This window comes from Flavobacterium sp. FlaQc-30 (assembly GCF_044005885.1).
Classification (GTDB): domain Bacteria; phylum Bacteroidota; class Bacteroidia; order Flavobacteriales; family Flavobacteriaceae; genus Flavobacterium.
Genome location: NZ_JBIPCO010000010.1, coordinates 149657 through 172537, shown reverse-complemented (window position 1 = coordinate 172537; position 22881 = coordinate 149657). Strand labels below are relative to the sequence as shown.

At 33.3% G+C, this 22881-nt stretch carries 24 protein-coding genes; 12 read left to right on the top strand and 12 right to left on the bottom strand.

Features of this window, described 5'->3' with window-relative positions; all coding sequences use genetic code 11:
• Positions 1–386 precede the first annotated feature (386 nt).
• From ACHRV0_RS20320 to ACHRV0_RS20310, 3 genes are all read right to left on the bottom strand, one after another.
• Positions 387–1292 carry an energy transducer TonB gene (locus ACHRV0_RS20320; RefSeq protein ID WP_395442248.1) on the bottom strand — a complete coding sequence of 302 codons (906 nt, stop codon included), beginning with the start codon at positions 1290–1292 and terminating at the stop codon, positions 387–389.
• Between the two features lie 361 nt (positions 1293–1653).
• The gene (locus ACHRV0_RS20315) at positions 1654–2880 is read right to left on the bottom strand and encodes a Glu/Leu/Phe/Val dehydrogenase dimerization domain-containing protein (protein WP_395442247.1); all 1227 of its coding nucleotides are present in this window, start codon (positions 2878–2880) and stop codon (positions 1654–1656) included.
• Positions 2881–3022: 142 nt separating this feature from the next.
• Positions 3023–3598, bottom strand: coding sequence for a chalcone isomerase family protein (locus ACHRV0_RS20310; RefSeq protein WP_089055376.1), 576 nt, complete (start codon positions 3596–3598; stop codon positions 3023–3025).
• Positions 3599–4066: 468 nt separating this feature from the next.
• On the opposite strand from ACHRV0_RS20310, the gene ACHRV0_RS20305 reads away from it, so the two are divergent.
• From ACHRV0_RS20305 to ACHRV0_RS20255, 11 genes are all read left to right on the top strand, one after another.
• A complete protein-coding gene (locus ACHRV0_RS20305) occupies positions 4067–5209 on the top strand; it encodes an acyl-CoA dehydrogenase (RefSeq protein WP_395442246.1) in 1143 nt (380 codons plus the stop codon).
• Between the two features lie 96 nt (positions 5210–5305).
• Positions 5306–5983: a Crp/Fnr family transcriptional regulator gene (locus tag ACHRV0_RS20300; protein WP_395442245.1), complete on the top strand. Its 678-nt coding sequence runs from the start codon at positions 5306–5308 to the stop codon at positions 5981–5983.
• Positions 5984–6074: 91 nt separating this feature from the next.
• Entirely contained in the window at positions 6075–6671 is a 597-nt protein-coding gene (locus ACHRV0_RS20295; RefSeq protein WP_395442244.1) for a peroxiredoxin-like family protein, read from the top strand.
• A 7-nt stretch (positions 6672–6678) separates the two neighbouring features.
• Complete coding sequence (locus ACHRV0_RS20290) at positions 6679–7137, top strand: YHS domain-containing (seleno)protein (RefSeq protein ID WP_395442243.1); 459 nt, start codon at positions 6679–6681, stop codon at positions 7135–7137.
• Between the two features lie 2 nt (positions 7138–7139).
• Positions 7140–7514, top strand: a complete 375-nt coding sequence (locus ACHRV0_RS20285) for a DoxX family protein (RefSeq protein ID WP_395442242.1) — start codon at positions 7140–7142, stop codon at positions 7512–7514.
• A 20-nt stretch (positions 7515–7534) separates the two neighbouring features.
• A complete protein-coding gene (locus ACHRV0_RS20280; protein WP_395442241.1) occupies positions 7535–8023 on the top strand; it encodes a DinB family protein in 489 nt (162 codons plus the stop codon).
• Positions 8011–8721, top strand: coding sequence for an NRDE family protein (locus ACHRV0_RS20275; RefSeq protein WP_395442240.1), 711 nt, complete (start codon positions 8011–8013; stop codon positions 8719–8721). The genes ACHRV0_RS20280 and ACHRV0_RS20275 overlap by 13 nt, the downstream gene beginning before the upstream one ends.
• 10 nt (positions 8722–8731) lie before the next feature.
• Positions 8732–9766 (top strand): D-alanine--D-alanine ligase, encoded by a 1035-nt coding sequence (locus ACHRV0_RS20270; protein WP_395442239.1) that lies wholly within the window; start codon positions 8732–8734, stop codon positions 9764–9766.
• 248 nt (positions 9767–10014) lie between these two features.
• Positions 10015–10986: a M20/M25/M40 family metallo-hydrolase gene (locus tag ACHRV0_RS20265; RefSeq protein ID WP_129025201.1), complete on the top strand. Its 972-nt coding sequence runs from the start codon at positions 10015–10017 to the stop codon at positions 10984–10986.
• Between the two features lie 35 nt (positions 10987–11021).
• A complete protein-coding gene (locus ACHRV0_RS20260; RefSeq protein WP_395442238.1) occupies positions 11022–11699 on the top strand; it encodes an SDR family NAD(P)-dependent oxidoreductase in 678 nt (225 codons plus the stop codon).
• A gap of 76 nt (positions 11700–11775) precedes the next feature.
• Positions 11776–12372, top strand: a complete 597-nt coding sequence (locus tag ACHRV0_RS20255) for a SprT-like domain-containing protein (protein ID WP_395442237.1) — start codon at positions 11776–11778, stop codon at positions 12370–12372.
• Between the two features lie 85 nt (positions 12373–12457).
• On the opposite strand, the gene ACHRV0_RS20250 is transcribed toward ACHRV0_RS20255, so the two are convergent.
• From ACHRV0_RS20250 to gcvP, 6 genes are all read right to left on the bottom strand, one after another.
• The gene (locus ACHRV0_RS20250; RefSeq protein WP_129025205.1) at positions 12458–13219 is read right to left on the bottom strand and encodes an ABC transporter ATP-binding protein; all 762 of its coding nucleotides are present in this window, start codon (positions 13217–13219) and stop codon (positions 12458–12460) included.
• Positions 13219–13965, bottom strand: a complete 747-nt coding sequence (locus ACHRV0_RS20245) for an ABC transporter permease (protein ID WP_089056976.1) — start codon at positions 13963–13965, stop codon at positions 13219–13221. The genes ACHRV0_RS20250 and ACHRV0_RS20245 overlap by 1 nt, the downstream gene beginning before the upstream one ends.
• Before the next feature lie 78 nt (positions 13966–14043).
• On the bottom strand, positions 14044–14892 hold the full coding sequence (locus tag ACHRV0_RS20240; protein WP_395442236.1) for a glycosyltransferase: 849 nt from the start codon (positions 14890–14892) through the stop codon (positions 14044–14046).
• A gap of 94 nt (positions 14893–14986) precedes the next feature.
• Positions 14987–15514 carry a methyltransferase gene (locus ACHRV0_RS20235; protein WP_129025209.1) on the bottom strand — a complete coding sequence of 176 codons (528 nt, stop codon included), beginning with the start codon at positions 15512–15514 and terminating at the stop codon, positions 14987–14989.
• A 135-nt stretch (positions 15515–15649) separates the two neighbouring features.
• Positions 15650–16708, bottom strand: a complete 1059-nt coding sequence (locus ACHRV0_RS20230) for a 3-oxoacyl-ACP synthase III family protein (protein WP_129054189.1) — start codon at positions 16706–16708, stop codon at positions 15650–15652.
• A 309-nt stretch (positions 16709–17017) separates the two neighbouring features.
• Positions 17018–19867, bottom strand: a complete 2850-nt coding sequence (gcvP, locus tag ACHRV0_RS20225) for an aminomethyl-transferring glycine dehydrogenase (protein WP_395442235.1) — start codon at positions 19865–19867, stop codon at positions 17018–17020.
• A 225-nt stretch (positions 19868–20092) separates the two neighbouring features.
• Here gcvP and ACHRV0_RS20220 point away from each other — a divergent pair, with 225 nt between their 5' ends.
• A complete protein-coding gene (locus ACHRV0_RS20220; protein WP_395442234.1) occupies positions 20093–20905 on the top strand; it encodes a hypothetical protein in 813 nt (270 codons plus the stop codon).
• A 36-nt stretch (positions 20906–20941) separates the two neighbouring features.
• On the opposite strand, the gene ACHRV0_RS20215 is transcribed toward ACHRV0_RS20220, so the two are convergent.
• The 3 genes from ACHRV0_RS20215 to ACHRV0_RS20205 all read right to left on the bottom strand — a co-directional run bounded on the left by ACHRV0_RS20215 (position 20942) and on the right by ACHRV0_RS20205 (position 22820).
• Positions 20942–21337, bottom strand: a complete 396-nt coding sequence (locus ACHRV0_RS20215) for a DUF1090 family protein (protein WP_395442233.1) — start codon at positions 21335–21337, stop codon at positions 20942–20944.
• Between the two features lie 52 nt (positions 21338–21389).
• Positions 21390–21851: a cell division protein gene (locus tag ACHRV0_RS20210; protein WP_395442232.1), complete on the bottom strand. Its 462-nt coding sequence runs from the start codon at positions 21849–21851 to the stop codon at positions 21390–21392.
• 63 nt (positions 21852–21914) lie between these two features.
• A complete protein-coding gene (locus ACHRV0_RS20205; protein ID WP_395442231.1) occupies positions 21915–22820 on the bottom strand; it encodes a TIGR01777 family oxidoreductase in 906 nt (301 codons plus the stop codon).
• Between the last annotated feature and the right edge of the window lie 61 nt (positions 22821–22881).

Below are 22881 nucleotides of genomic sequence, written 5' to 3'. Positions count from 1 at the left end.
ACCACAATAAAAAAATGGGCCAATCAGCATAACGTTGATTCGCCCATTTTTTTATTGCGGTCGGGCTATTCGCGCTACTTCGGTAGCCTGCTGCTATCCCTCACGCGAAAGATAAAAAACAAACTAATCATTGCGATGAGTCAAGAAATCTCACGTATAACACAATCTTGTCATTTCGACCGAGGGGAGAAATCTTCGTTAGTAGCTCCTCAAAGTAAATGCCAATCTTTGTAGAGTTTCTTGCGAAGATTTCTCCCCTCGGTCGAAATGACAAACTGGACGATAAAAAAGGCTTTCTGAAATCATCAGAAAGCCTTTTTTATATAAAAGTTATTCGTGTAAATCCGTGACTCGAGCGAAGCGAACAGACGAAGTAAATCCGTGTTTTAATTCAAACTGAAATTATAAATGATTTTTCCAACCTGCTTTACAGGGGCATCATTATCAGATTCCCATTTGGTATTCATTGCAGCAATTCGTGCTTGATCAAGTAAACATTTCGCTGTATTCGTTGTACCCTTAATTCCTGCAGTTGCACTTATTGTTTTTCCATTTTGATCAACACTTACTTCAACAACAACTTTTCCTTCTTCGTTACAAGTGTATTTTGGTGCAGGTTTAGATAAAGCTTTTCTGTTTCCGAGAGAATAACCAGATCCTCCTCCAGAACCGCCGCCGCTTCCTGCTCCGTAACCGCTTCCGGTTCCTATGCCGTTTCCAGTTCCGTTACCGCCTCCAGTTCCTCCGCCAGAACCACCAGTTCCGTAATATCCATTAGAACCTAAACTTCCGCCTGCTTTTCCTTTGTTTCCTGCAACTTTATCATCGCCGTCGCCTCCTTTATTAGATCCTTTTAAAATACTTGATAAAGCATCATTTGTAGAATTTGAAACTTTTGGTTTTTCAGGTACTGGTTTTTGTATTGGTTTTTCAACAGGAACAGGTTTCTTAGGTTTTTCTTTTGTTGGAATAATAACATCTGCTTTGTCAGATACTGAGTTTTCCTGAGTAATAATAGCTTCTTCTTCCGGAGTTGCTTTTGCAGGTGCCTGTTTTACATTATTTTTTACCTCAAGAACTTCACTTTTGTAATTAGCACCAGAACCTAAATCGCTGTCGCCAAAATTTACAGTAACACCGCCTCCGCCTCCGCCGCTGGCAAGAGCAACATTGTTATCTGGATTATAAGGAGGCCAAAAACGTATGAAAAACAGTAATATTAAAATTACCGCATATATAGCTGTCGTGAAGAGTAAGGATTTCTTTTGATCTGAAGAAATAGTGAAACTCATTTTAATTCTGAATTTTGAAATGTATAATTTTAAAAACGTTTAAAAGTAGTAAAAATTGTTTAGAATGAAAGAGAGAATTTAATGCAATCCCGATAGCGATCGGGAGTAAAGGTTTTATGTAAAGAATACAAATATTTTTTAAACATTGTTTAAAACCGTACTGTTTGTCATTTTGACGAAGGAGAAATCACACTAGAAGCTCGACAAAGATTGGAGATTCTGTTGTAGATTTACGAGTGTGATTTCTCCTTCGTCGAAATGACATAAAATGAGAGAAAGCTTCGTGAACTTTACGGTTAGATCTAAATAAAAAGCGAGCTAAGTAATTTAGCCCGCTTTAGAAATAAAGTATAAAATGAGATTATACTAATTGTTTCAATGCAATTTCAAAAGCCGTTGCACTAATATTTGTTTTAGACGAATTTAAAGCGTGAGCTTTTACAATCGCATTTTTTATAGTTTCAGAAGTATCGTTAAAGATCGCTTCATCTGTCATTTGAACTTTTTTCTCCATGAAGTAAGCAAAAACTCTTGCCATTCCGCAGTTTGAGATAAAATCTGGAATCAAACTTACTTTATGATCCACATCTTCCATAATAGGACCGAAGAAAATTGCTGCGTCGGCAAAAGGAACGTTTGCACCACACGAAATAACTTCAAGTCCGTTTGAAATTAAACTGTCAATTTGATTTTGAGTAACCAATCTTGAAGCCGCACAAGGTGTAAAAATTTCAGCACCAATTGTCCAGATTTTAGTGTTAATTTCCTCAAACGGAATCATATTTTCGGCAACTAATTTATTTCCGTCTTTATTTAAAAACAAAGTTCTGATTTCTTCAAAAGAAAAACCATCTTCTTTGATTAGTCCGCCATCGCGATCAATAATTCCAATTACTTTTGCGCCCATTTCGGCTAAATAAAAAGCAGCTGCAGAACCAACATTTCCAAAACCTTGTACAATTGCTTTTTTACCTTTTATTTCTCCGCCATAAGTTGCATAAAAATGACGAACAGCTTCAGCAACGCCAAAACCAGTAATCATATCCGCAACAGTATATTTTCTAGTTACGTCTGGAGAGAATTTTGGGTTTTCGATAACCTTGATAACACCCTGACGTAATTGCCCGATTCTATTAATTTTATCTGCTTCTGTTGGTTTAAAATGACCGTTGAAAACGCCTTCTTGCGGATGCCAAACACCACATTCTTCTGTCATTGGAATTACTTCATGAATTTCATCAACATTTAAATCGCCTCCAGTTCCATAATAACTTTTTAATAATGGAGAAACTGCTTTATACCAGCGTTGTAAAACTCCTTTTTTGCGAGGATCATTTGGATCAAAGTTTATTCCAGATTTAGCACCTCCAATAGCAGGGCCGGAAACAGAGAATTTTACCTCCATTGTTTTTGCCAATGATAAAACTTCGTTCATATCTAAGCCTTTTCTCATTCTAGTTCCTCCGCCGGCAGCTCCGCCTCGCAGTGAGTTAATCACGGTCCATCCTTCAGCCTCTGTTTCAGAATCTTTCCAGTTAAAAACAATTTCAGGTGCTTTATTTTCAAATTGCTGTAATAAATCTTTCATTTTGTTGAGATATGTTTAGTTTGCGTAAAAGTATAAAATAGAATAATGCGAATAATGTATTTTGTTTCAAATTTATTAAAACAAAAAAGAAAGCCGAAAACTATAAGGTTTTCGGCTTTCGAATATGGTAAAGAATTAAGAATTATATCCCTAATAAATGCTTTTTTAATGTTTCGTCAACCGGCTTGTCTGAAAGCCAAATGCCAAATAATGCTTTTTTGAAATCAAATCCTTGAATTTTTCCTTTTAAAACCTCATTTTTATAAACATTGATTGTTTGGTCAAGCGGATTATAAAATAAAATGAATACATCTTTTTCTGTAATTGCATCACTTAAGTATGTTTTAAACTGCTCAATTCGAGGGCGTAACTGCTCAAGGTTACTTCCAGCAGATTTTTCGAATCCAGTATTCATTGCTTTTGTTAATTTATTAGAAGAAACCATAGATGAGGTAATTTCAATTCTAATAGCCATTTCAGTATCACTGTCAATAATAAATTGTGGATCTTGGCTTAATTGCGATAAGTACAAAGCCTGCACATAAACTTCCAACCACATTTTTGATCTTCCGCCGGCACCGTTAAGCTGCAAGGATTTGCTTTGAAATTCTATTTTTCTTGGAACGGTAACACCATTTACTTCTAATTGAGTTTGTGCCGAAACTGTAGAAAATTGCAGACTTAAAAGGAGTGTAAGCAATAGTAAAATCTTTTTCATATTCTATCAATTATATATTTTTTGAGCAAAAATAATGTTAATTTATCAAAATTTTACGTTCTATTATGAACTTTTTTTCTGAGATTTTTTGCGTATTGTTTTAGAAATCAAATTAGTAGGACTAGTTTTACGTAGATTTATATCTTTTATAAGTAATATGACTTTTTTAGAGTAAGAATTGTGCTTAGAATTTAAATTCTCTTATTTTTTATCTGCATTTTTAATCTTAAAATTTAGAAAAAAAGCTGCATGATTATTGTTACTTCGTCAAAAAAGCTAAATATTAACGAAAACGTTATCGTAAATATTGCTGATCTCTCAAATTTATATGCGCGCATTGTAAATTTCACATTTAAAATTTATCTTTGAAAGCCTTTTTGCGTAAAAAAGGACTTCAAGAAAAACAAAAAAACAAACCAGCCACAGTGCGTTGTCATTTGATGGTAAAAAACAATAATTAAAAAAACTATGGATTTTAATCTTACCGAAGAACATTTAATGATTCAGCAAGCAGCAAGAGATTTCGCTCAGAATGAATTGTTACCAGGAGTTATTGAACGTGATGAAAAACAAATTTTTCCAACTGAACAAGTTAAGAAAATGGGTGAACTTGGATTCATGGGAATGATGGTTGATCCTAAATATGGCGGAAGCGGTCTTGATGCGATTTCGTACGTACTTGCAATGGAAGAAATTTCGAAAGTTGATGCTTCAGCTTCTGTGGTAATGTCGGTAAATAATTCTTTAGTTTGCTGGGGATTACAAGAATTTGGAACAGAAGAACAAAAACAAAAATATTTACCAGGTTTAGCTTCAGGTCAAATTCACGGTGCTTTTTGTCTAAGTGAACCAGAAGCGGGAAGTGACGCAACTTCGCAAAAAACTACCGCTATTGATATGGGCGACCACTATTTGGTAAACGGAACAAAAAACTGGATTACAAACGGAAATACGGCATCTGTATATTTAGTTATTGCTCAAACGCACCCAGAATTAAAGCACAAAGGAATTAATGCTTTGATTATGACTAAAGATATGCCAGGTTTTTCAATTGGCCCAAAAGAACAAAAAATGGGAATTCGTGGTTCAGATACACACTCTTTAATGTTTAGCGATGTAAAAGTTCCAAAAGAAAATAGAATTGGAGAAGATGGTTTCGGATTTAAATTTGCCATGAAAACACTTGCAGGAGGACGCATTGGTATTGCTTCTCAAGCATTAGGTATTGCTTCTGGAGCGTATGAATTGGCTTTAAAATACTCTAAAGAGCGTAAAGCTTTTGGAACTGAAATCTGCAATCATCAGGCAATTGCTTTCAAATTGGCAGATATGGCAGTTAATATCGAAGCAGCTCGTCATTTATGTATGAAAGCAGCTTGGGATAAAGATCAGCATAAAAACTATGATGTAAGCGGTGCAATGGCAAAATTATTTGCTTCGCAGGTTGCAATGGATACTGCGGTTGAAGCTGTTCAAATTCACGGTGGAAACGGTTATGTAAAAGAATACCATGTTGAACGTTTTATGCGTGATGCAAAAATCACTCAAATTTATGAAGGAACTTCTGAAATTCAGAAAATTGTAATTTCAAGATCAGTTATCGCAGGATAATAGATTTGTAATATTTTCAGTAAAACCCTTTTAGGCTTCTTGGTCTGAAAGGGTTTTCTTTTTTAATTGGTTATCTTTACTAAAAGAAAGTTTTTTATGTACGAAGATTTAAAATATTGGTATTTGCGAGATCATAAACTGTTTCGAACTTTGAGTTATGCTCAAATCAAACAGTTGTGCATTATTACCGGTTTTAAAAAAGCATCAAAAGGCGAAATTATTTATTTCTCGACTTCAGATCTGCCGCGTATATTTTTACTTAAAAAAGGCAATATTAAAATTGTTGCTGTTGATGATGAAGGCAATGAAACTATAAAAGACATTATTCAGAAAGGTGATTTGTTTGGCGAATTGACTTTGGAATCGGATGATAAAAATGAAGAATATGCAAAAGTCCTTTCAGACGATGTGACAATTTGCAGTTTTTTAATGTCTGACTTTGAAGATTTATTGCTTAAAAATCCCACGCTGGCACTCTCGTATACAAAATTCGTAGGCTTGAAAATGAAACGAATAAAAAACAGCTATGCCAATTTAATTTCTAAAGATGCAAAAACAAGGTTGTGTCAGTTTCTAAAAAACTGGGCAGAACAAGAAGGAAGTAAAAAAGGAAATGTTGTTACGATCGAAAATTATCTGACACAAAATGATATTGCACAAATTATTTGTACTTCTAGGCAGACCGCCACACAATTATTGAATGAAATGGAATCTAATAATTTATTAAGTTATAACAGAAAAGAAATTATAATTCAGGATATCACCAAAATATAACTTTTTTAAGCTAAGTGTAAATTAGCCGACATTTTGCTTTTTCAGACTAAAGTAATTTTACAATATCGAATAAGATGTAAAATTAAAAATTATGAAAAAGTTCTTTTTTATGGTGTTAGCAGTTATAACTTCAACTGTTAATGCTCAAAATACTGTTCCAAAAACAGCATTAGATATTGCTCCTTTATTGATAGGAGAAAAAATACCAAACGCTACTTTAAAAACATCTGAGAATACAGATGTAAAGATTTCGGATTTACTTAAAAAGAAAAAAACAGTTTTAGTTTTTTATCGCGGCGGCTGGTGTCCGTATTGTAATATGCATTTGCAAGCATTGGCTGAAGCCGAAAAAGAAATACTGGATTTAGGATACCAAATCGCCGCAGTCAGCCCAGACGCACCTAAAAATTTAAAATCAATAGAGGAAAAAGATAAGGTAGAGTACACACTGCTTTCTGATTCAAAAGGAGAACTTACAAACGCCATGGGAATTGCATTTCAAGTCCCAGAAAACTATAAATCAGTAATTAATGCAAATTCTAATGGAGAAAACAAAAGTTTTCTGCCAGTTCCATCTGTATTTATCGTCAATCAAGAAGGCGAGATTTTATTCGAATATATTTCTCCAAATTTCAAACATCGTATATCAAATGAATTGCTTGTTTCGGTACTGAAAACGATTAAATAAAAGGAAAATGAAAAAGACAGCAATACTACTATTGATTTTAGTTTGGGGTATTTCATTTGCGCAAAACGATGCAAGACGAATGGATCAGTTTAATCTCAAAAATAAAATTGCAATTCAGGGTTATGATCCAGTTGGGTATTTTAATGAGGGAAAAGCAATTAAAGGAAAAAATGATTTGGCAGTTTCTTATCAAGGAGTTATTTATAAATTTTCATCCATTCAAAATAAAGAAACATTCTTGAAAAATCCTTCTAAATATGAACCTCAATATGGAGGATGGTGTGCATACGCAATGGGAAGCAGTGGAGAAAAGGTTGAAATAAATCCTGAAACTTTTAAAATTGTTGAAGGCAGACTTTACTTGTTTTACAACGCTTATTTTAATAATACATTAAAAAGCTGGAACAAAGACCAAACAAGTTTGATGGCTAAAGCGGATAATAATTGGAGAAAAATAAATAAATAAGAATGATGATGAAACTGGAAAAAACAACATGGATTTTAAGAATTATTGCTGCAGCAATTTTACTGCAGACACTATTTTTTAAATTCGGAGGAGCAGCAGAAAGTATTTATATTTTTTCGACTTTAGGAGTAGAACCTTACGGAAGAATTGGTTCTGGAATAGCAGAGTTAATTGTCGTAATTTTAATTCTAGTTCCCAAAACAACATTTATTGGCGCTTTGGGCGGATGCATAATTATGATCGCGGCGATTTTGTCGCATTTATTTATACTAGGCATAGAAGTACAAAATGACAACGGTTTTCTTTTTATACTTGCCATTATTACATTAATATGCTGCGCAGGACTGCTTTACTTCAATAACAAACAGAATATTTAATTTTCTAAAATGTAAAAACTATGTTATTAAAATCGATACAGAACAGTTTAGACGAATTAATTTATCTCTTAGATCAACTTTCAGATAAAGAATATTCTAAATCTTGCATCGCTTTAAGTAATGCAACAATTGGCGAGCATACCAGACACATTATCGAAATGTTTCAGTGTCTCGAAAATGGTTATGATTGCGGTGTTTTGAATTATGATAATAGAGAAAGAAACACCAAAATTCAAACTCAAACCGCATTTGCAAAGCAATCAATTATTGAAATAAAATCAAAATTGAAAAGCGAAAACAAAATCATTTACTTAGAACACAAAAGTGAGGAGTCTGCTCTTAGTATTCAGAGTACTTATTACCGAGAATTACTGTATAATCTAGAACATTGCATTCATCATCAAGCTTTGATAAAAGTGGCTGTTTTACAATTTGAGAATATTTTGATTGATGAAAATTTTGGTGTAGCTCGTTCAACCATTGAATATAGAAAACAATGTGCACAGTAAGTTATGTAAATAATAATGGAGTTGTGATAATAACTTCAAATCGAGACGAGAAGGTGATTCGGCCAGAAGCAATTTCGCCTAGAAATTATTACCACAACGGTAAAAATATCACGTACCCAAAAGATCCTAAAGCTGGAGGAACTTGGTTTGCTGTAGATGAATGCGGAAATGTTTTAGTACTCTTAAACGGAGGTCTTAAAAAACATACTTCCTCGTTTGCTTATCGAAAAAGCAGGGGATTAATTGCTTTGGAGATTATTTCTAACGCATCACCAAAGGATTTTTGGAAACAGATTGATCTTGAAAATATAGAACCTTTTACCTTGATTCTGTGTCAGCAGCACAAATTGTATGAGTTAATCTGGGATGGTTTGAAGAAAAGAACAACGCAATTAAATGAATTGCAAAATTATATCTGGTCATCTGCAACTTTATATTCAGATCAAACTAGAAAAGAAAGAGCTTCTTGGTTTTTTGATTTTTTGAGTAAGACAAATCAAGTTTCAGCTTCAGAAATTTTTGGTTTTCATCGTTATACAAAACGGGATGATTCTAGAAATGGTTTGATTATCAATAGAGAAAATACAATAAAAACACTGAGTGTAACACAAGTGATTATCATAAAAAATAAAGGAACAATCAGGTATTGTGATTTAGTAAACGCACAAGATTTTTCGACCTCATTTATAAGTATTTAAAAATATAAAGATGAAACTCTTTTTTCATAAAATTACCAATTGGGAGTATTGGCCGTTTCAGGTGCTCTATTTTCCTATATATTTTCTTTGGGCATATTATGCTTTAAAAGCAAGATCTATTTTCTTCTTTAATGCCTCAAATCCTAGAATTAAAAACGGTGGTTTTTTGATGGAAAGCAAAAAGAGAATTTATGATTTACTTCCTAAAAAGCATTATCCCAAAACAATTTTAATTAAAGAAAATACAGATTTAAAAAAGATTGTAAGTACTATAATCGAACATGAAATTTGTTTTCCCTTAATTGCCAAACCAGATATTGGTCTTCGTGGTTCTGGAGTAAAATTGATTAAAACGGTTTCTGAATTGAAAAGATATGCAGATAAAGCAAACTTTGATTTTTTAATTCAAGATTTAATTCCATTTAAAAATGAAGTTGGGATTTTTTATGTGCGTTATCCATCACAAAAGAAAGGAAAAATAACCGGAATTGTTTCTAAAGAATTTTTGAATGTTACCGGCGATGGAGTTTCGACGATTGAAGAGTTAATATGTAAAACGCCAAGATTTCAGATTCAATTTGAATTTTTAAAAGAAGAATATGGCGAGCAGCTGCAGCGCATTTTACAAAATGGAGAAGTCGCAAATTTAGTTCCGTTTGGCAACCACGCTCGAGGGGCTAAATTTCTTGACGGAAGTGATTTAATCACGCCAAAATTAACCGAAATGATTAATGAAATTGCAGACCAGATTCCAGAGTTTTATTATGGGCGTTTTGATATTATGTACAACACATTTGAAGAGTTAGAAAGAGGCGAAAAATTTCGGATAGTAGAACTTAATGGAGCCGCAAGTGAGCCGACTCATATTTACGATCCTAAACATTCAGTTTGGTTTGCCTGGAGAGAACTTGCCAAACATATTACCTATATGTACGAAATAAGTGCTCAGAATCATAAAATGGGAGTTCCATATTTAGATTATAAAGTTGGAATGCGAGAATACAAACTTCATGTGCTTCAGAATAATAAGATCGTAAATTTTTGAAATCGATCTGAATTTATATTTGCTTAACAGAAAGTAGATTGCAATTGAAAAAAAGTTAAAATAGTATTATATTGCAGGAACTTTGAAAGCTGCTTTTTGAAACGCTTGTTTGATTGTAATTTTACAAATTTAATTTCAAAATGCAGGTCAATTTTCAAAGTATGCAATATCGTTTTTTGTCTTAAAAAAAGCACTAGATATTAAAAAACTATTTTAACCAGTCTTCTATAGAAATCTAAATCATTATTATGAAAAAACTCTACTTTCTTTTACCGTTTATTTTTTTTGCCTGTAAAACAAACCCTACTGCAGTAAGCGAAAAAAAATCAAATTCTAAACCTATTGAAGTTACTTATAAAGTCAATCAAAATGAAGTTTCGAATTTTTTAGAATATCTTTCTTCAGATGAACTAGAAGGACGTGAAACTGGTACAAAAGGAATCGAAAAAGCGGCTGTTTTTTTAGAGGATTTTTTAAAGAAGAACAATGTCAAGCCTTATTTTAAAACATATCGAGATACATTAACCAATTTTAAATCTCCAGCTTTTAATATTGTCGGCGTTCTTGAAGGAACAGATCCAACTTTAAAAAATGAATATGTTGTTCTAAGTGCGCATTACGATCATATTGGCATCGAGAAAAAACAGCAAGCAGACGTTATAAATAATGGCGCAAATGATGATGCTTCTGGTGTAACTGCTGTTGCTCAAATGGCTAAATACTTTGCCGAAACAAAATCGAATAAAAGAAGCATTTTAATTGTGTTTTTTGCTGGAGAAGAAAAAGGACTGTTGGGTTCAAAAAGTTTAGTTCAAAAACTGAAAAAGCAAAATTTCAATCTCTACACGCAATTAAATATAGAAATGATTGGAGTTCCTATGAAACGCGATTATTTGGCTTATGTTACCGGTTTTGATAAATCAAATATGGCAGAGAAAATCAATCAATATACGGGTAAAAAAACAATTGGATTCCTTCCAAAAGAAGCTGAATACGAATTATTCTATAGATCAGATAACTACTCATTTTATGAAGTTTTCAAGAAGCCATGCCAATCTATAAGTACTTTTGATTTTGAAAATTTTGAGTTTTATCACCACGTTTCTGATGAGTTCAAAGTAATGGATATTCCTCATATTACTTCATTTATTCAAGAGTTTTTGCCTGCTGTAACAAAAATTGCAGTAACTCCAAGTCAAGAAATTACAATGAATAAATAGTCTTTCTTTCTATTGTATTTGTTTATTTTTGCTTTATGAAAAATATTATTGTTACAGGAACGAGTAGAGGAATTGGTTATGAACTTGCTTTGCAGTTTGCAAATGCTGGAAATCAGGTTTTAGCTATTTCTAGAAAAACACCAAAAACGCTTTTAGAACATAAAAATGTAACCTGCTTATCAATCGACTTAGCAGATGAAAGTGCTTTGCACGAAGTTGAGCATTTTATTGCTTCGACATGGAAAAAAGTCGATGCCTTAGTTCATAATGCAGGAGCTTTATTATTGAAGCCTTTTGCAGAAACTACTCAAGCTGATTTTGAAAGTATTTATAAAGTAAATGTTTTTGCAGTTGCAAACCTTACAAGAGTTTGTCTGCCTTATTTGCAAAAAGGAAGTCACGTTGTAACCATCAGTTCAATTGGCGGCGTTAGAGGAAGTCTTAAGTTTGCTGGTTTGGCCGCTTATAGTTCCAGTAAAGGTGCCGTAATTACTTTAACAGAATTATTAGCTGAAGAATATAAAGAACGCGGTATTTCATTCAATGTACTGGCTTTAGGTTCTGTTCAAACAGAAATGTTGAACGACGCTTTCCCAGGTTATCAAGCGCCAATTTCTGCCGAAGGAATGGCAACTTATATTTATGATTTTACACTCAGCGGAAATAAGTATTTTAACGGAAAGGTATTGGAGGTTTCTTCAACTAATCCATAAGAAAATTTCAATAGTTAAATTCCAGATTCAAATAGAAATGAACTTTTGACGTTTAACAAATAACATTTAACCTAAATTGAGCGAAACTTTAGCAAAATATATTCCAGAGCATGCTGTAAAGCCTGTTTTTGATTTGATTGTATCCAATCAGGTTCATTTGAAAATTGTAAATGAACGTCAAACGCGGCATGGAGATTACAGACGCGGGCCTAGTGGTAAACATGAAATCACAGTTAACGCAAGTTTAAACAAATACAGGTTTTTGATTACCTTAATTCATGAGATTTCGCATTTGGTTGCATTCGAAAAATTTGGGCGAAATATAAAACCACACGGCAACGAATGGAAATACACCTTTCAAAGAACGATGGTTCCATTTATCAGACCAGAGATATTTCCAAGTCAATTACTGCCGTTATTAGCCAGACATTTTAAAAATCCATCAGCAAGCAGCGATACAGACACTACTTTGTCTTTGGCTTTAAAACAATATGATTCTGCGACGGATAAAAATTATGTTTTTGAAATACCGTACGGAAGCGTTTTTCGAATAAAAAATGGTAAAATCTTTAAGAAACTTGCCGTTAGAACCAAACGTTTTGAATGCATAGAAATAAGCTCCGGAAAGACTTATCTTTTTAATCCAAATGCCGAAGTAGAGCTGATAGATTAAGAATTTGGATGAAAAAAGGAAATCCCAAATTCCAATTTTAAATAGTTAGGAATTTGGGATTTTATATTTTTATAATGTGAAGCTTTTAGCCTTTCAAATAAGCTTCTCTTACTTTTTTAAATAGATTAGAAGAGTACACAAACTTGACAATATCTTTATTGTCCGTTCTAAAAATTTCTTCTTTAGTTCCCTGCCACGCTTTTAATCCTTTTTTTAAGAAAACAATATTCTCGCCAATTTCCATCACCGAGTTCATATCGTGTGTATTAATTACAGTTGTAATATTATACTCCTCCGTAATTTCCTTAATCAAATTATCAATCAAAGTTGAGGTATTTGGATCTAAACCTGAATTAGGTTCATCACAAAATAAATATTTCGGATTGTTTACAATAGCGCGTGCAATAGCTACACGTTTCTGCATTCCTCCAGAAATTTCAGAAGGTAATTTTTTATGAGCATCGACTAAGTTTACTCTTTCTAAAACAAAATCAACACGTTCTTGGATTTGCGCTTTGTTATTGTTGGTGAACATTTTTAGCGGGAAAGCAACATTTTCCTCAACAGTCATCGAGTCAAATAATGCGCTTCCTTGAAATACCATTCCGATTTCAGTTCTTAATTCACGTTTTTCATCTTTGTCTAAATCAGAATAAACTCTTCCGTCAAATTCAATTGTTCCAGAGTCTGGTGTATGAATTCCTAACAAGGTTTTTAATAAAACGGTCTTTCCAGATCCACTTTGTCCAATAATCAAGTTGGTTTTTCCAGTTTCAAATACCGTCGAAACGCCTTTTAAAACTTTGCTGTCACCAAATGATTTTTCTATATTTTTTACTTCTATCATTATCCTAGTAATAATTGAGTTAATATATAATTTAGAAGAATTATGGTAACAGATGTCCATACGAACGATGTTGTACTTGCTTTACCAACTTCTAATGCCCCGCCTTTCATATAATATCCATGAAAAGACGGAATTGTTGCCAATAGCATGGCAAAGATTAAAGTTTTGATAAATGCATAAGTAATATGAAAGGGTATGAAATCTTTTTGAGCTCCCATGATAAAATCATCACCAGTTGAAAATCCTCCGTATGCGCACGCAAGCCATCCACCAAAAATTCCTAAAAACATACTAATACCAATTACAAAAGGGTACATTAATAAAGCTATGATTTTTGGAAAAATAAGATAATTTACGGAGTTAACTCCCATAACTTCTAAAGCATCAATCTGTTCTGTAACACGCATCGTTCCTATACTAGAAGTGATGTAAGATCCCATTTTTCCAGCCATAATTACCGAAATAAAAGTAGGAGCAAACTCCAAAACTACAGATTGACGTGTAGCAAAACCAATTAAATATTTTGGAATTAAGGGATTGGTTAAATTTAGTGCTGTTTGAATGGCTACAACTCCACCAATGAAGAAAGATATAAAGCAGACAATTCCAAGAGAGTCAATAATCAAATCATCAATTTCTTTGTAAATTAAATTTTTCATAACAGGCCATTTGGTCTGTTTATTGAAAATTTCTTTCAGCATTAAAAAATATTTCCCTATTTGAGATAAATAACGAATTAGCATCATAAGTTTTAAATATTGGCTAAATTAAGGATTAGTTTACAGTTTATCGTTTCAGTTTGCAGTTTTTAATTTTTTTTAAGATTAAAAAAGCTTCTGTTTCATTTTTTGAAAACGATAACTTCTAATAAATTTAGCTTGTTCAGGGGTAACTAATAAAGGAGTTTTGGCGTTTTTGGCTTTCCAGAATCCTTTGATATAATCTAAAAAGAGAAACGGCTTTTTCTTCATCATAGCCAATTTTGCCGAAGCAATTGCTGTGATCCAAAAACCATAACCTAAAGTATAAAAAGCTTCTCCTTGTTTGTATCTAGCTGTTTTGTTGTAGTTTGCGCCAGTTGGCTTTAAGTGTTTTACGTGTAAAGATTCGTCAGTAACAATTTTCCAATCGTAATATTTACATAATAATTCATCAACTGTGTCCCAGCCCATAGCAGGTTTTAAACCTCCAATTTGCTGATAAGTTTCCTTGCGATATGCTTTTAGGGCCCCGCGAATATGATCTTTGTCGGTTAGGTTTTCTAAAACCCATTCACCATTTTTATAGATGTAGCAAAATCCGCCAGCCATTCCTATTTTAGGATCAGATTCGAAATGTTTGATTACAGTTTCAAAATAGTTAGGAGGAAAAATTAAATCGCCGTCTATTTTTACAATAATGTCATAATTAGAATCCAAAGTTTCAAAACCTTTTTGAAACGCCTGAATTACTTTGCTTCCCGGTAAATGAATAGCGTCTGAAGTTTTATTTACAATAGAAATATACGGGTTTTCCTTTGCAAAACTCAATACAACTTCTTCTGTTTTATCTGTAGAATTGTCGTTTACAACCACAACTTTTGAAGGTAAAACAGTTTGAGAAATTAAAGATTGTAAAGTCAAGCCAATTAAATCCTGTTCATTATGTGCGGGAATGACGATGTAGTATTTCATGTGAAAAATTTTAGTCCCGAAGCCTCGGGATTAGATTTTAGATTTTAGATTATTTGGAAGTCATCTAAAAATCAAAAAACGTTAATCTGCAATCTTAATTCTTAACTCTTTCCGCTGCAACAATATAGTATCTTGGAGTGAAATATCTTAATAAGGGTCTAAAACCAAACTTTTTTACCGGATGTGTAAACTGCAGACGATCCGTTATTTTCCATCCTGTTTTTTCTAAAAGCCAGTCTAACTGCCAATCTTCGAATTCGTGATAATGTCTGTCCCACATATCCGTTTTAGAACGATATGCTGGAGAAAACCATAAACGTAACGGAATTGAAATTAACAATTTGTCGCATTTTACATTTTGTAAAATTGTGTATGGATTTAGTAAATGTTCGAAAATTTCAAATGCAGTAAAAACAGTGTATTCTTCAGTTTGCAAAGCAGTTTGATCGTTGTCTAAATCTTCGCCTTTTGTGTTTTTTACAGTATAGCCATTTTCTTCCATTATTTTAGAAAACGGATTTGGTACACCAAAATCAAAAATGGTTTCTGATGTGTTAACGTGCTTTTGTAAAAACTCTAAGGTAAGTTTGAATCTTTTATTCGGAAATGTTTTTTCGTACATTATATATGTTTTAAACAACAAAGGCGCAAATATACTAAAAAAGTCCGCATCTTATAGTGCGGACTTTTTTAGTTTTGCAGTGTTCAGTTACAGTTTTGAGTCTGGAAACTAATTACTGCGAGTGTAAACGGAATACTAATATCTGTATACAAAAGCATTAACGTTCATTCCTGCTCCAACAGAAGCAAAAATTACAACATCGCCTTTATTAATAGTGTGATTTTCGATTTTTCCTTGAAGAATTAAATCGTATAAAGTAGGAACCGTTGCAACACTGCTGTTTCCTAAATCGTGAATACTCATTGGCATAATGTCTTTAGGAGCAGTTTTGTCGTATAGTTTATAAAAACGTTCGATAATTGCTTCGTCCATTTTTTCATTTGCCTGATGAATCAGGATTTTCTTTACTTCATCAATTGAAATGCCGCTTTTGTCTAAACAGCTTTTCATAGCACAAGGAACATTGCTTAAAGCAAATTCGTAAATTTTACGTCCGTACATTTTAATGTACTTAATATCTGGATCTAAATCAGGATTATATGATTTTCCGAAGAAAAGGAAATTAGCTTCATCATTAGCAAAAGTGGCACTTTCGTAAGATAAAAGTCCAGCTTCGTCTGTTGAAGCTTCTAAGATTGAAGCACCGGCTCCATCAGAATAAATCATCGAATCACGATCGTGATCATCGACAACTCTTGAAAGAGTTTCTGCTCCAATTACTAAAACTCTTTTTGCCATTCCAGATTTGATAAAAGCATTTGCTTGAAGCACTCCTTCAATCCAGCCTGGGCATCCAAAAAGAATATCGTAAGCAACACATTTAGGGTTTTTAATGCCTAATTTATGTTTAACACGTGTTGCTAAACTTGGTAAAATATCAGATTGTGAAGTACCTGATTTTACATCACCAAAATTATGGGCGAAAATGATATAGTCTAAAGTTTCAGCATCGATTCCTGCATTTGCAATTGCTTTTTCAGCTGCGAAAAAGGCTAAGTCTGAAGCGGTATGATTTTTTTCGGCATAACGGCGATTTTCGATTCCGGTAATACCTTTAAATTTTTTAATAACGACTTCATTCGGGTAACCAAAAGGAGTTCCATCTTCATTCAAAAAAATATGCTTGTCAAAGTCCGTGTTTTTTACTTCTAAATTAGGAATATAACTCCCAATGCCAATTATTTTTATTTTCATTTTTCCTTTAATTATCCGATAAATTTATTGCTAAAGTATAAATAAAATCATGATAACTATCATAAAAAATACTATGCATGCATATAATTGTGGAATAATTGTTTTTTGAGTGATATATTGATTATTTTTTAATGATTTTTTAATTTTATAGAGATTTCAAACGTTTGAGATCACTTTTGGAATCTATTTTTATTTTGTCTCAATATTTTAAAGTGTTATAAAAAGCAACAAACTTTTTAAGAATGTTATAAAAAAATAAAACCCGATAACTGTAATGTTATCGGGTTTGTTTTATGAAATAATCTATGATTAATTTTCCATGTAAGCTTCAATAGGAGCACAGCTGCAAACTAAGTTTCTGTCACCGTAAGCATCGTCTACACGACGAACTGATGGCCAGAATTTATTGTCAGCAATGTATTCTAATGGATAAGCCGCTTTTTCTCTAGTGTATGGGAAATCCCAAGAATCTGTAGTTAACATTGCCAATGTATGAGGTGCATTTTTCAATACGTTGTTTTTGTCATCGGCAGTTGCAGCTTCAATCTCTTTTCTGATTGAGATAAGAGCGTCACAAAAACGGTCTAACTCAGCTAGATCTTCAGACTCTGTAGGTTCGATCATTAAAGTTCCAGCTACTGGGAAAGAAACCGTAGGAGCGTGGAAACCGTAATCCATTAAACGTTTTGCTATATCACCAACTTCAATTCCGTTTTCTTTGAATGAACGACAATCTAAAATCATTTCGTGCGCTGCTCTTCCACATTCTCCTGTATAAAGAATTGGGTAGTGACCTTCGAAACGAGATTTCATATAATTAGCATTCAAGATCGCATGTTCAGTAGCGCTTTTTAATCCATCAGCACCCATCATTGTGATATAACCGTAAGAAATTAAACATACTAAAGCAGATCCGTAAGGTGCAGATGAAATTGCTGTAATCGCTTGTTCTCCGCCTACTTTTAAGATTGGGTTTGTTGGTAAGAACGGAACTAATTTTTCGTTCACACAAATTGGTCCAACTCCAGGTCCACCACCACCGTGAGGAATAGCGAATGTTTTGTGTAAGTTTAAGTGACAAACGTCAGCGCCAATTGTAGCAGGATTTGTTAATCCAACTTGCGCATTCATGTTTGCACCATCCATATATACCAATCCGCCGTTGTCGTGGATTAATTTAGTGATTTCAATAATTGAAGATTCGTAAACTCCATGAGTAGAAGGATATGTTACCATTAAACAAGATAAATCATCTTTATGCTCAATTGCTTTTTCTCTTAAATCTTCTACGTCAATGTTTCCTTCTGGAGTCGTTTTTGTAACGATGATTTTCATTCCAGCCATCGCTGCAGAAGCAGGATTTGTTCCGTGAGCTGATGAAGGAATTAAACATACATTACGGTGACCTTCGTTTCTTGATAAATGGTAAGCACGAATCGCCATTAAACCTGCATATTCTCCTTGAGCTCCAGAGTTTGGCTGTAAAGTTGTTCCAGCAAAACCTGTAATTACATTTAATTGCTGCTCTAATTTTTTAAGCATCGTGATGTAACCTTCAGCTTGTTCAACTGGTGCAAATGGGTGAATGCTGTTCCAGTTTGGCATTGAAAGAGGCAACATTTCTGAAGCTGCATTTAATTTCATCGTACAAGAACCTAATGAAATCATAGAGTGATTCAATGATAAATCTTTACGCTCTAATTTTTTGATGTAACGCATTAACTGACTTTCTGAATGATGATTGTTGAATACATCATGCGTTAAGAAAGAAGATGTTCTTTCTAATGAAGCAGGTAATTGACTAGCTTCAGTTAATTCAGAAACAGAAACAGTTTCTTTTCCTAAAGCTTCAGCAAAAATCGCAATGATTTGGTTGATGTCAGCAATAGAAGTTGTTTCGTTGAACGAAATAGAAATCGTATCAGCATCAACATAGAAGAAGTTTACTTCGTTTTTCTCAGCAATAGCTTTTATTTTTTGAGCATCTGCTTTTACTAAAATAGTATCAAAGTAAGCTGTGTTAGTTTGGTAAACACCTAATTTATTTAAAGCTTCAGCAGTAGTAACCGCCGATGCGTGAACTTTGTTTGCAATATATTGTAAACCTTTTGGTCCGTGGTAAACGGCATACATTCCAGCCATAACTGCCAATAAAACCTGAGCAGTACAAATGTTTGAAGTTGCTTTTTCACGTTTGATGTGCTGCTCACGAGTTCCTAAAGCCATACGCAAAGCGCGGTTTCCATTTGTATCAACAGAAACTCCAATGATACGACCCGGCATAGATCGTTTGTACTCGTCTTTAGTTGCAAAAAATGCAGCGTGAGGACCACCGTAACCCATAGGTACACCAAAACGTTGTGTAGTTCCAACAACTACTGCAGCTCCCATTTCTCCTGGAGAAGTTAAAGCAGCAAGTGATAAAATATCAGCAGCAAAGGCAACTTTGATTTCGTTTTCTTTTGCTTTAGCAACAAAAGCGCTGTAATCATTTACCTGACCATATTTTCCAGGGTATTGTAAAATAGCTCCGAAGAATTCATTTGAAAAATCAAATGTTTCGTGGTTTCCAACAACTAATTCAATTCCAATTGGAGTTGAACGTGTTTGAAGTACAGATAAAGTTTGTGGTAAAATTTCTTCTGAAACGAAGAATTTATGTGTATTGTTTTTCTTTTGATCTCTTGTACGAACGTCAAATAATAACGCCATAGCTTCAGCAGCAGCAGTTCCTTCATCTAGTAAAGAAGCATTTGCGATTTCCATTCCTGTTAATTCGATAACCGTAGTTTGGAAATTTAAAATTGCTTCAAGACGACCTTGTGCAATTTCTGCTTGGTAAGGAGTGTACGCTGTGTACCATCCTGGATTTTCAAAGATATTTCTTTGAATTGGAGCCGGAACAATAGTTGGGTGATAACCCAAACCAATGTATGATTTGAATACTTTGTTTTTCTTTCCTAATTCCTGAATGTGGTTTGCGAATTCGTACTCTGTCATTGCAGGATCCAAATTCAAAGGCGCTTTTAAACGAATATCGTCCGGAAGGGTTTCATAAACTAGTTGTTCAATCGAGTCAACACCAATGGTTTGTAACATGTGTTGAAGATCTGTTTCTCTTGGACCAATGTGTCTTAAAGCAAAAGCATCTGTTTTCATTTGTAGCAGTCTATTTTTTAAAGATCAAAACGCAATTTGCCGAGTGTTTTTATTTGAGCTAATCTCATGTAACACAAGGTTTATTACATTTTATAGTAAATGTGTTGTTTTTTTGTGGGGCAAAATTAAGTATTATTAATAATTTAATAGGTATTTTTAACTTCAATTTTTATCAATTTTATAACTAAAGAGTTGATTTGTTACCAATTGATTAGATTTGGATATATGAAACTTCTAAAACAAATTTTCGATTTTTATTTAAACAGCAGTATTCACGTGGCTTTATCGTGTTATGCTTTGGTGCAAATTACGTTTCATGTGTTTCATATTCAGTATGATGAACCAATGGCGTTGTTTGTTTTTTTCGGAACAATTGTAGGGTATAATTTTGTGAAATATGATGCTTTGGTTCGAGTAAAGAAAAATCCGATCGGAAATCAGCTAAAGATTATTGCTTTTTTGAGTCTCGTTTCGGTGGTTCTGGTGGGGTATTATTTTTTCCATTTACAACGAATTACACAAATTGTTTCGGTAGGAATTTTTGCGATAACCGCGCTTTATACTTTGCCTTTTTTCCCAAACAGAAAAAACGCTCGAAATTGGGCTGGAGTAAAAATTTATATTGTGGCGCTTTGCTGGGTTGGCGCGACTTTGGTTTTACCGCTAATTAATGCCGGAATTCCGTTTACAACAGATTTCTTTATAAAATGTATTCAGCGTTTTATTCTAGTTTTTGTTTTGATTTTGGTTTTCGAAATAATTGATCTGGCAAATGATGATCCGCATCTTCAAACTGTACCGCAGACTATTGGCGTGAAATGGACAAAATATTTAGGATTACTTCTTTTAGTGCCATTTTGTTCTTTGGAACTTCTCATTTCAACATTTAATGTTCATGATCTTTTTATTAGCTTGGTGATGTTAATTACTTTGATGTTGTTTATAGTTTTTGCCAATCCCAATAGGTCCAAATATTATACCTCTTTTTGGGTCGAAAGCGTACCCATTTTTTGGTGGCTGATGGTGATTTTTTTATAAAAAAAACCGAAGCATTAGCATCGGTTTGGATTGAATTTATTTTGTTTTCTGTTCAGCTAAAGCTTTATTCAAATCAGCCTTAGCTTCATCTAATTTTTTTCTTTTTTTATCGATCTTTTCTTTGCTTTCTTTTTCTTTGACGGCTTCATTCAAATCGGCGGTTCTTTCGTTGACTTTTTGCTGTTTCTCTTTTACTTTTTTGTCAAGATCATTATTAACTGTTTTTGTGGTGCAATTTTTCTTGGTTTGTGAGATTGCATCTTGAACGCCTTTGATTTGATTTTGATTTCCAGCTTTTTTAGCTGCAGCTAATTTTACGTTCAATTCACATAATTTTCTTTCACATCCTTTCAAATCTTTGCAGTTGCTTTGTGCAAATCCCATAAAAGAAAAAGTGAATAGGAGGGTTGATATTATAACTTTCAATTTCATATTTTAATTTTTTAGTTCTCTTTAAGGTTTATTTTATTTAAAAGTAGGAAATTTATTTTAAATGTTTTTTTTCTGAAACTTCTTTTAAAACTTTATTTCGTTCTAAAAGAAAGTTAGTAAGGTGCTTTTTGAGAAGTAAAACATCGAATAGTTTTCCTAGAATTCCAAACGGCGTTTCATACTGTAATTTATCTTTCATGATTGTAATTCCATTTTCTTCCTCAAAAAAGTGTTCATGTTTAAAAAAATTGAAATTACCTTCCTCCATTTCATCTACAAAATAATCGTAGAGATTCATTGCCGGAATTCTGCTTTTGTGCGTGAGATAAAAGCCAAAATGTCTGCCACGCCAAGTTACCGTTTCATTTAGGTTTATTAATCCTGATGTTACACCAGCAATTGCTTTTTCTTTTGACGGACTTGCTGATTGCTGATGAATATCAATGTTTCGTGAAGCGTCAAAAACGATTTGTTTTGGTGCGTTTATTTTGGTTGTGAGATTTATTGTTGTCATTGTTTTGCATTTTATTTTTGCACAATCTTGTCATCTCGACGGAGGAGAAATGACACAAAATGCTTAAATTAAATCTTTCAGTGCTTTTTCTAAATTGCCAAACTTAAATTGAAAACCATTTTCTAAAAGACGTTTCGGAATTACGTTTCTACTTTTCAAAATTAACTCAGGTTCTGTTCGAATAAAAAATGCTCCAATTTCAAGAAAGAGTTTATTCAATGGAATTCCAAACGGAAAACCAGCGGCCTTTCTCAATTTTCGCATAAAAAGAGCATTTTGAATTGGCTTTGGTGAAACGATATTGATAACGCCAGTCATTTCTTTTTCAATAATAAAATCAATAGCTTTTGCAAAATCGTCTTCATGAATCCAACTTACAAACTGATTGCCGCTTCCTTGTTTTCCTCCAAAACCAGTTTTTGCCAAATTTTTTAGCGGAATAAATGCACCTCCTTTTTTTCCTAAAACAATTGAAGTTCTTAAAGCGGTTTTCATTGTCTTTGGCGTTTCAGTTTTAAAGAATGCTTTTTCCCAAGAAAGCGCTACGTTTATAGAAAAATCATTTCCGATTTCGCCGTCAACTTCATCCATTTGTTTGTCAAGAGAAAATCTGTAAATAGTAGCCGTTGAAGAATTCAGCCAATGTTTCGGCGGGTTTTGGCAATTCAAAACCGCTTTGTTTAGTATTTTTGTGCTTTCAATTCTTGATAAAAGAATTTCTTTTTTGTTTTCTTTGGTATAACGACAATCAACCGATTTTCCTGCAAGATTAATTAAAACGGCTGCATTTTCTAATTCACTTTCCCAACCCGAAAGAGTTTTTGCATTCCAGTTTACATATTTAATTCCGTTAACTATCTGCGATTTTCCACGTGTTAGAATGACAATTTCTTCAAATTTATTTTTGAAATGATTGACTAAAACTTGTCCAAGAAAACCTGTTCCTGCTGCGATTATGAGTTTTTTCATTTGAGTTTTTTATAGCCATGAATTGCACGAATTTTCACGAATTTAAAAATGAATAAAGGCA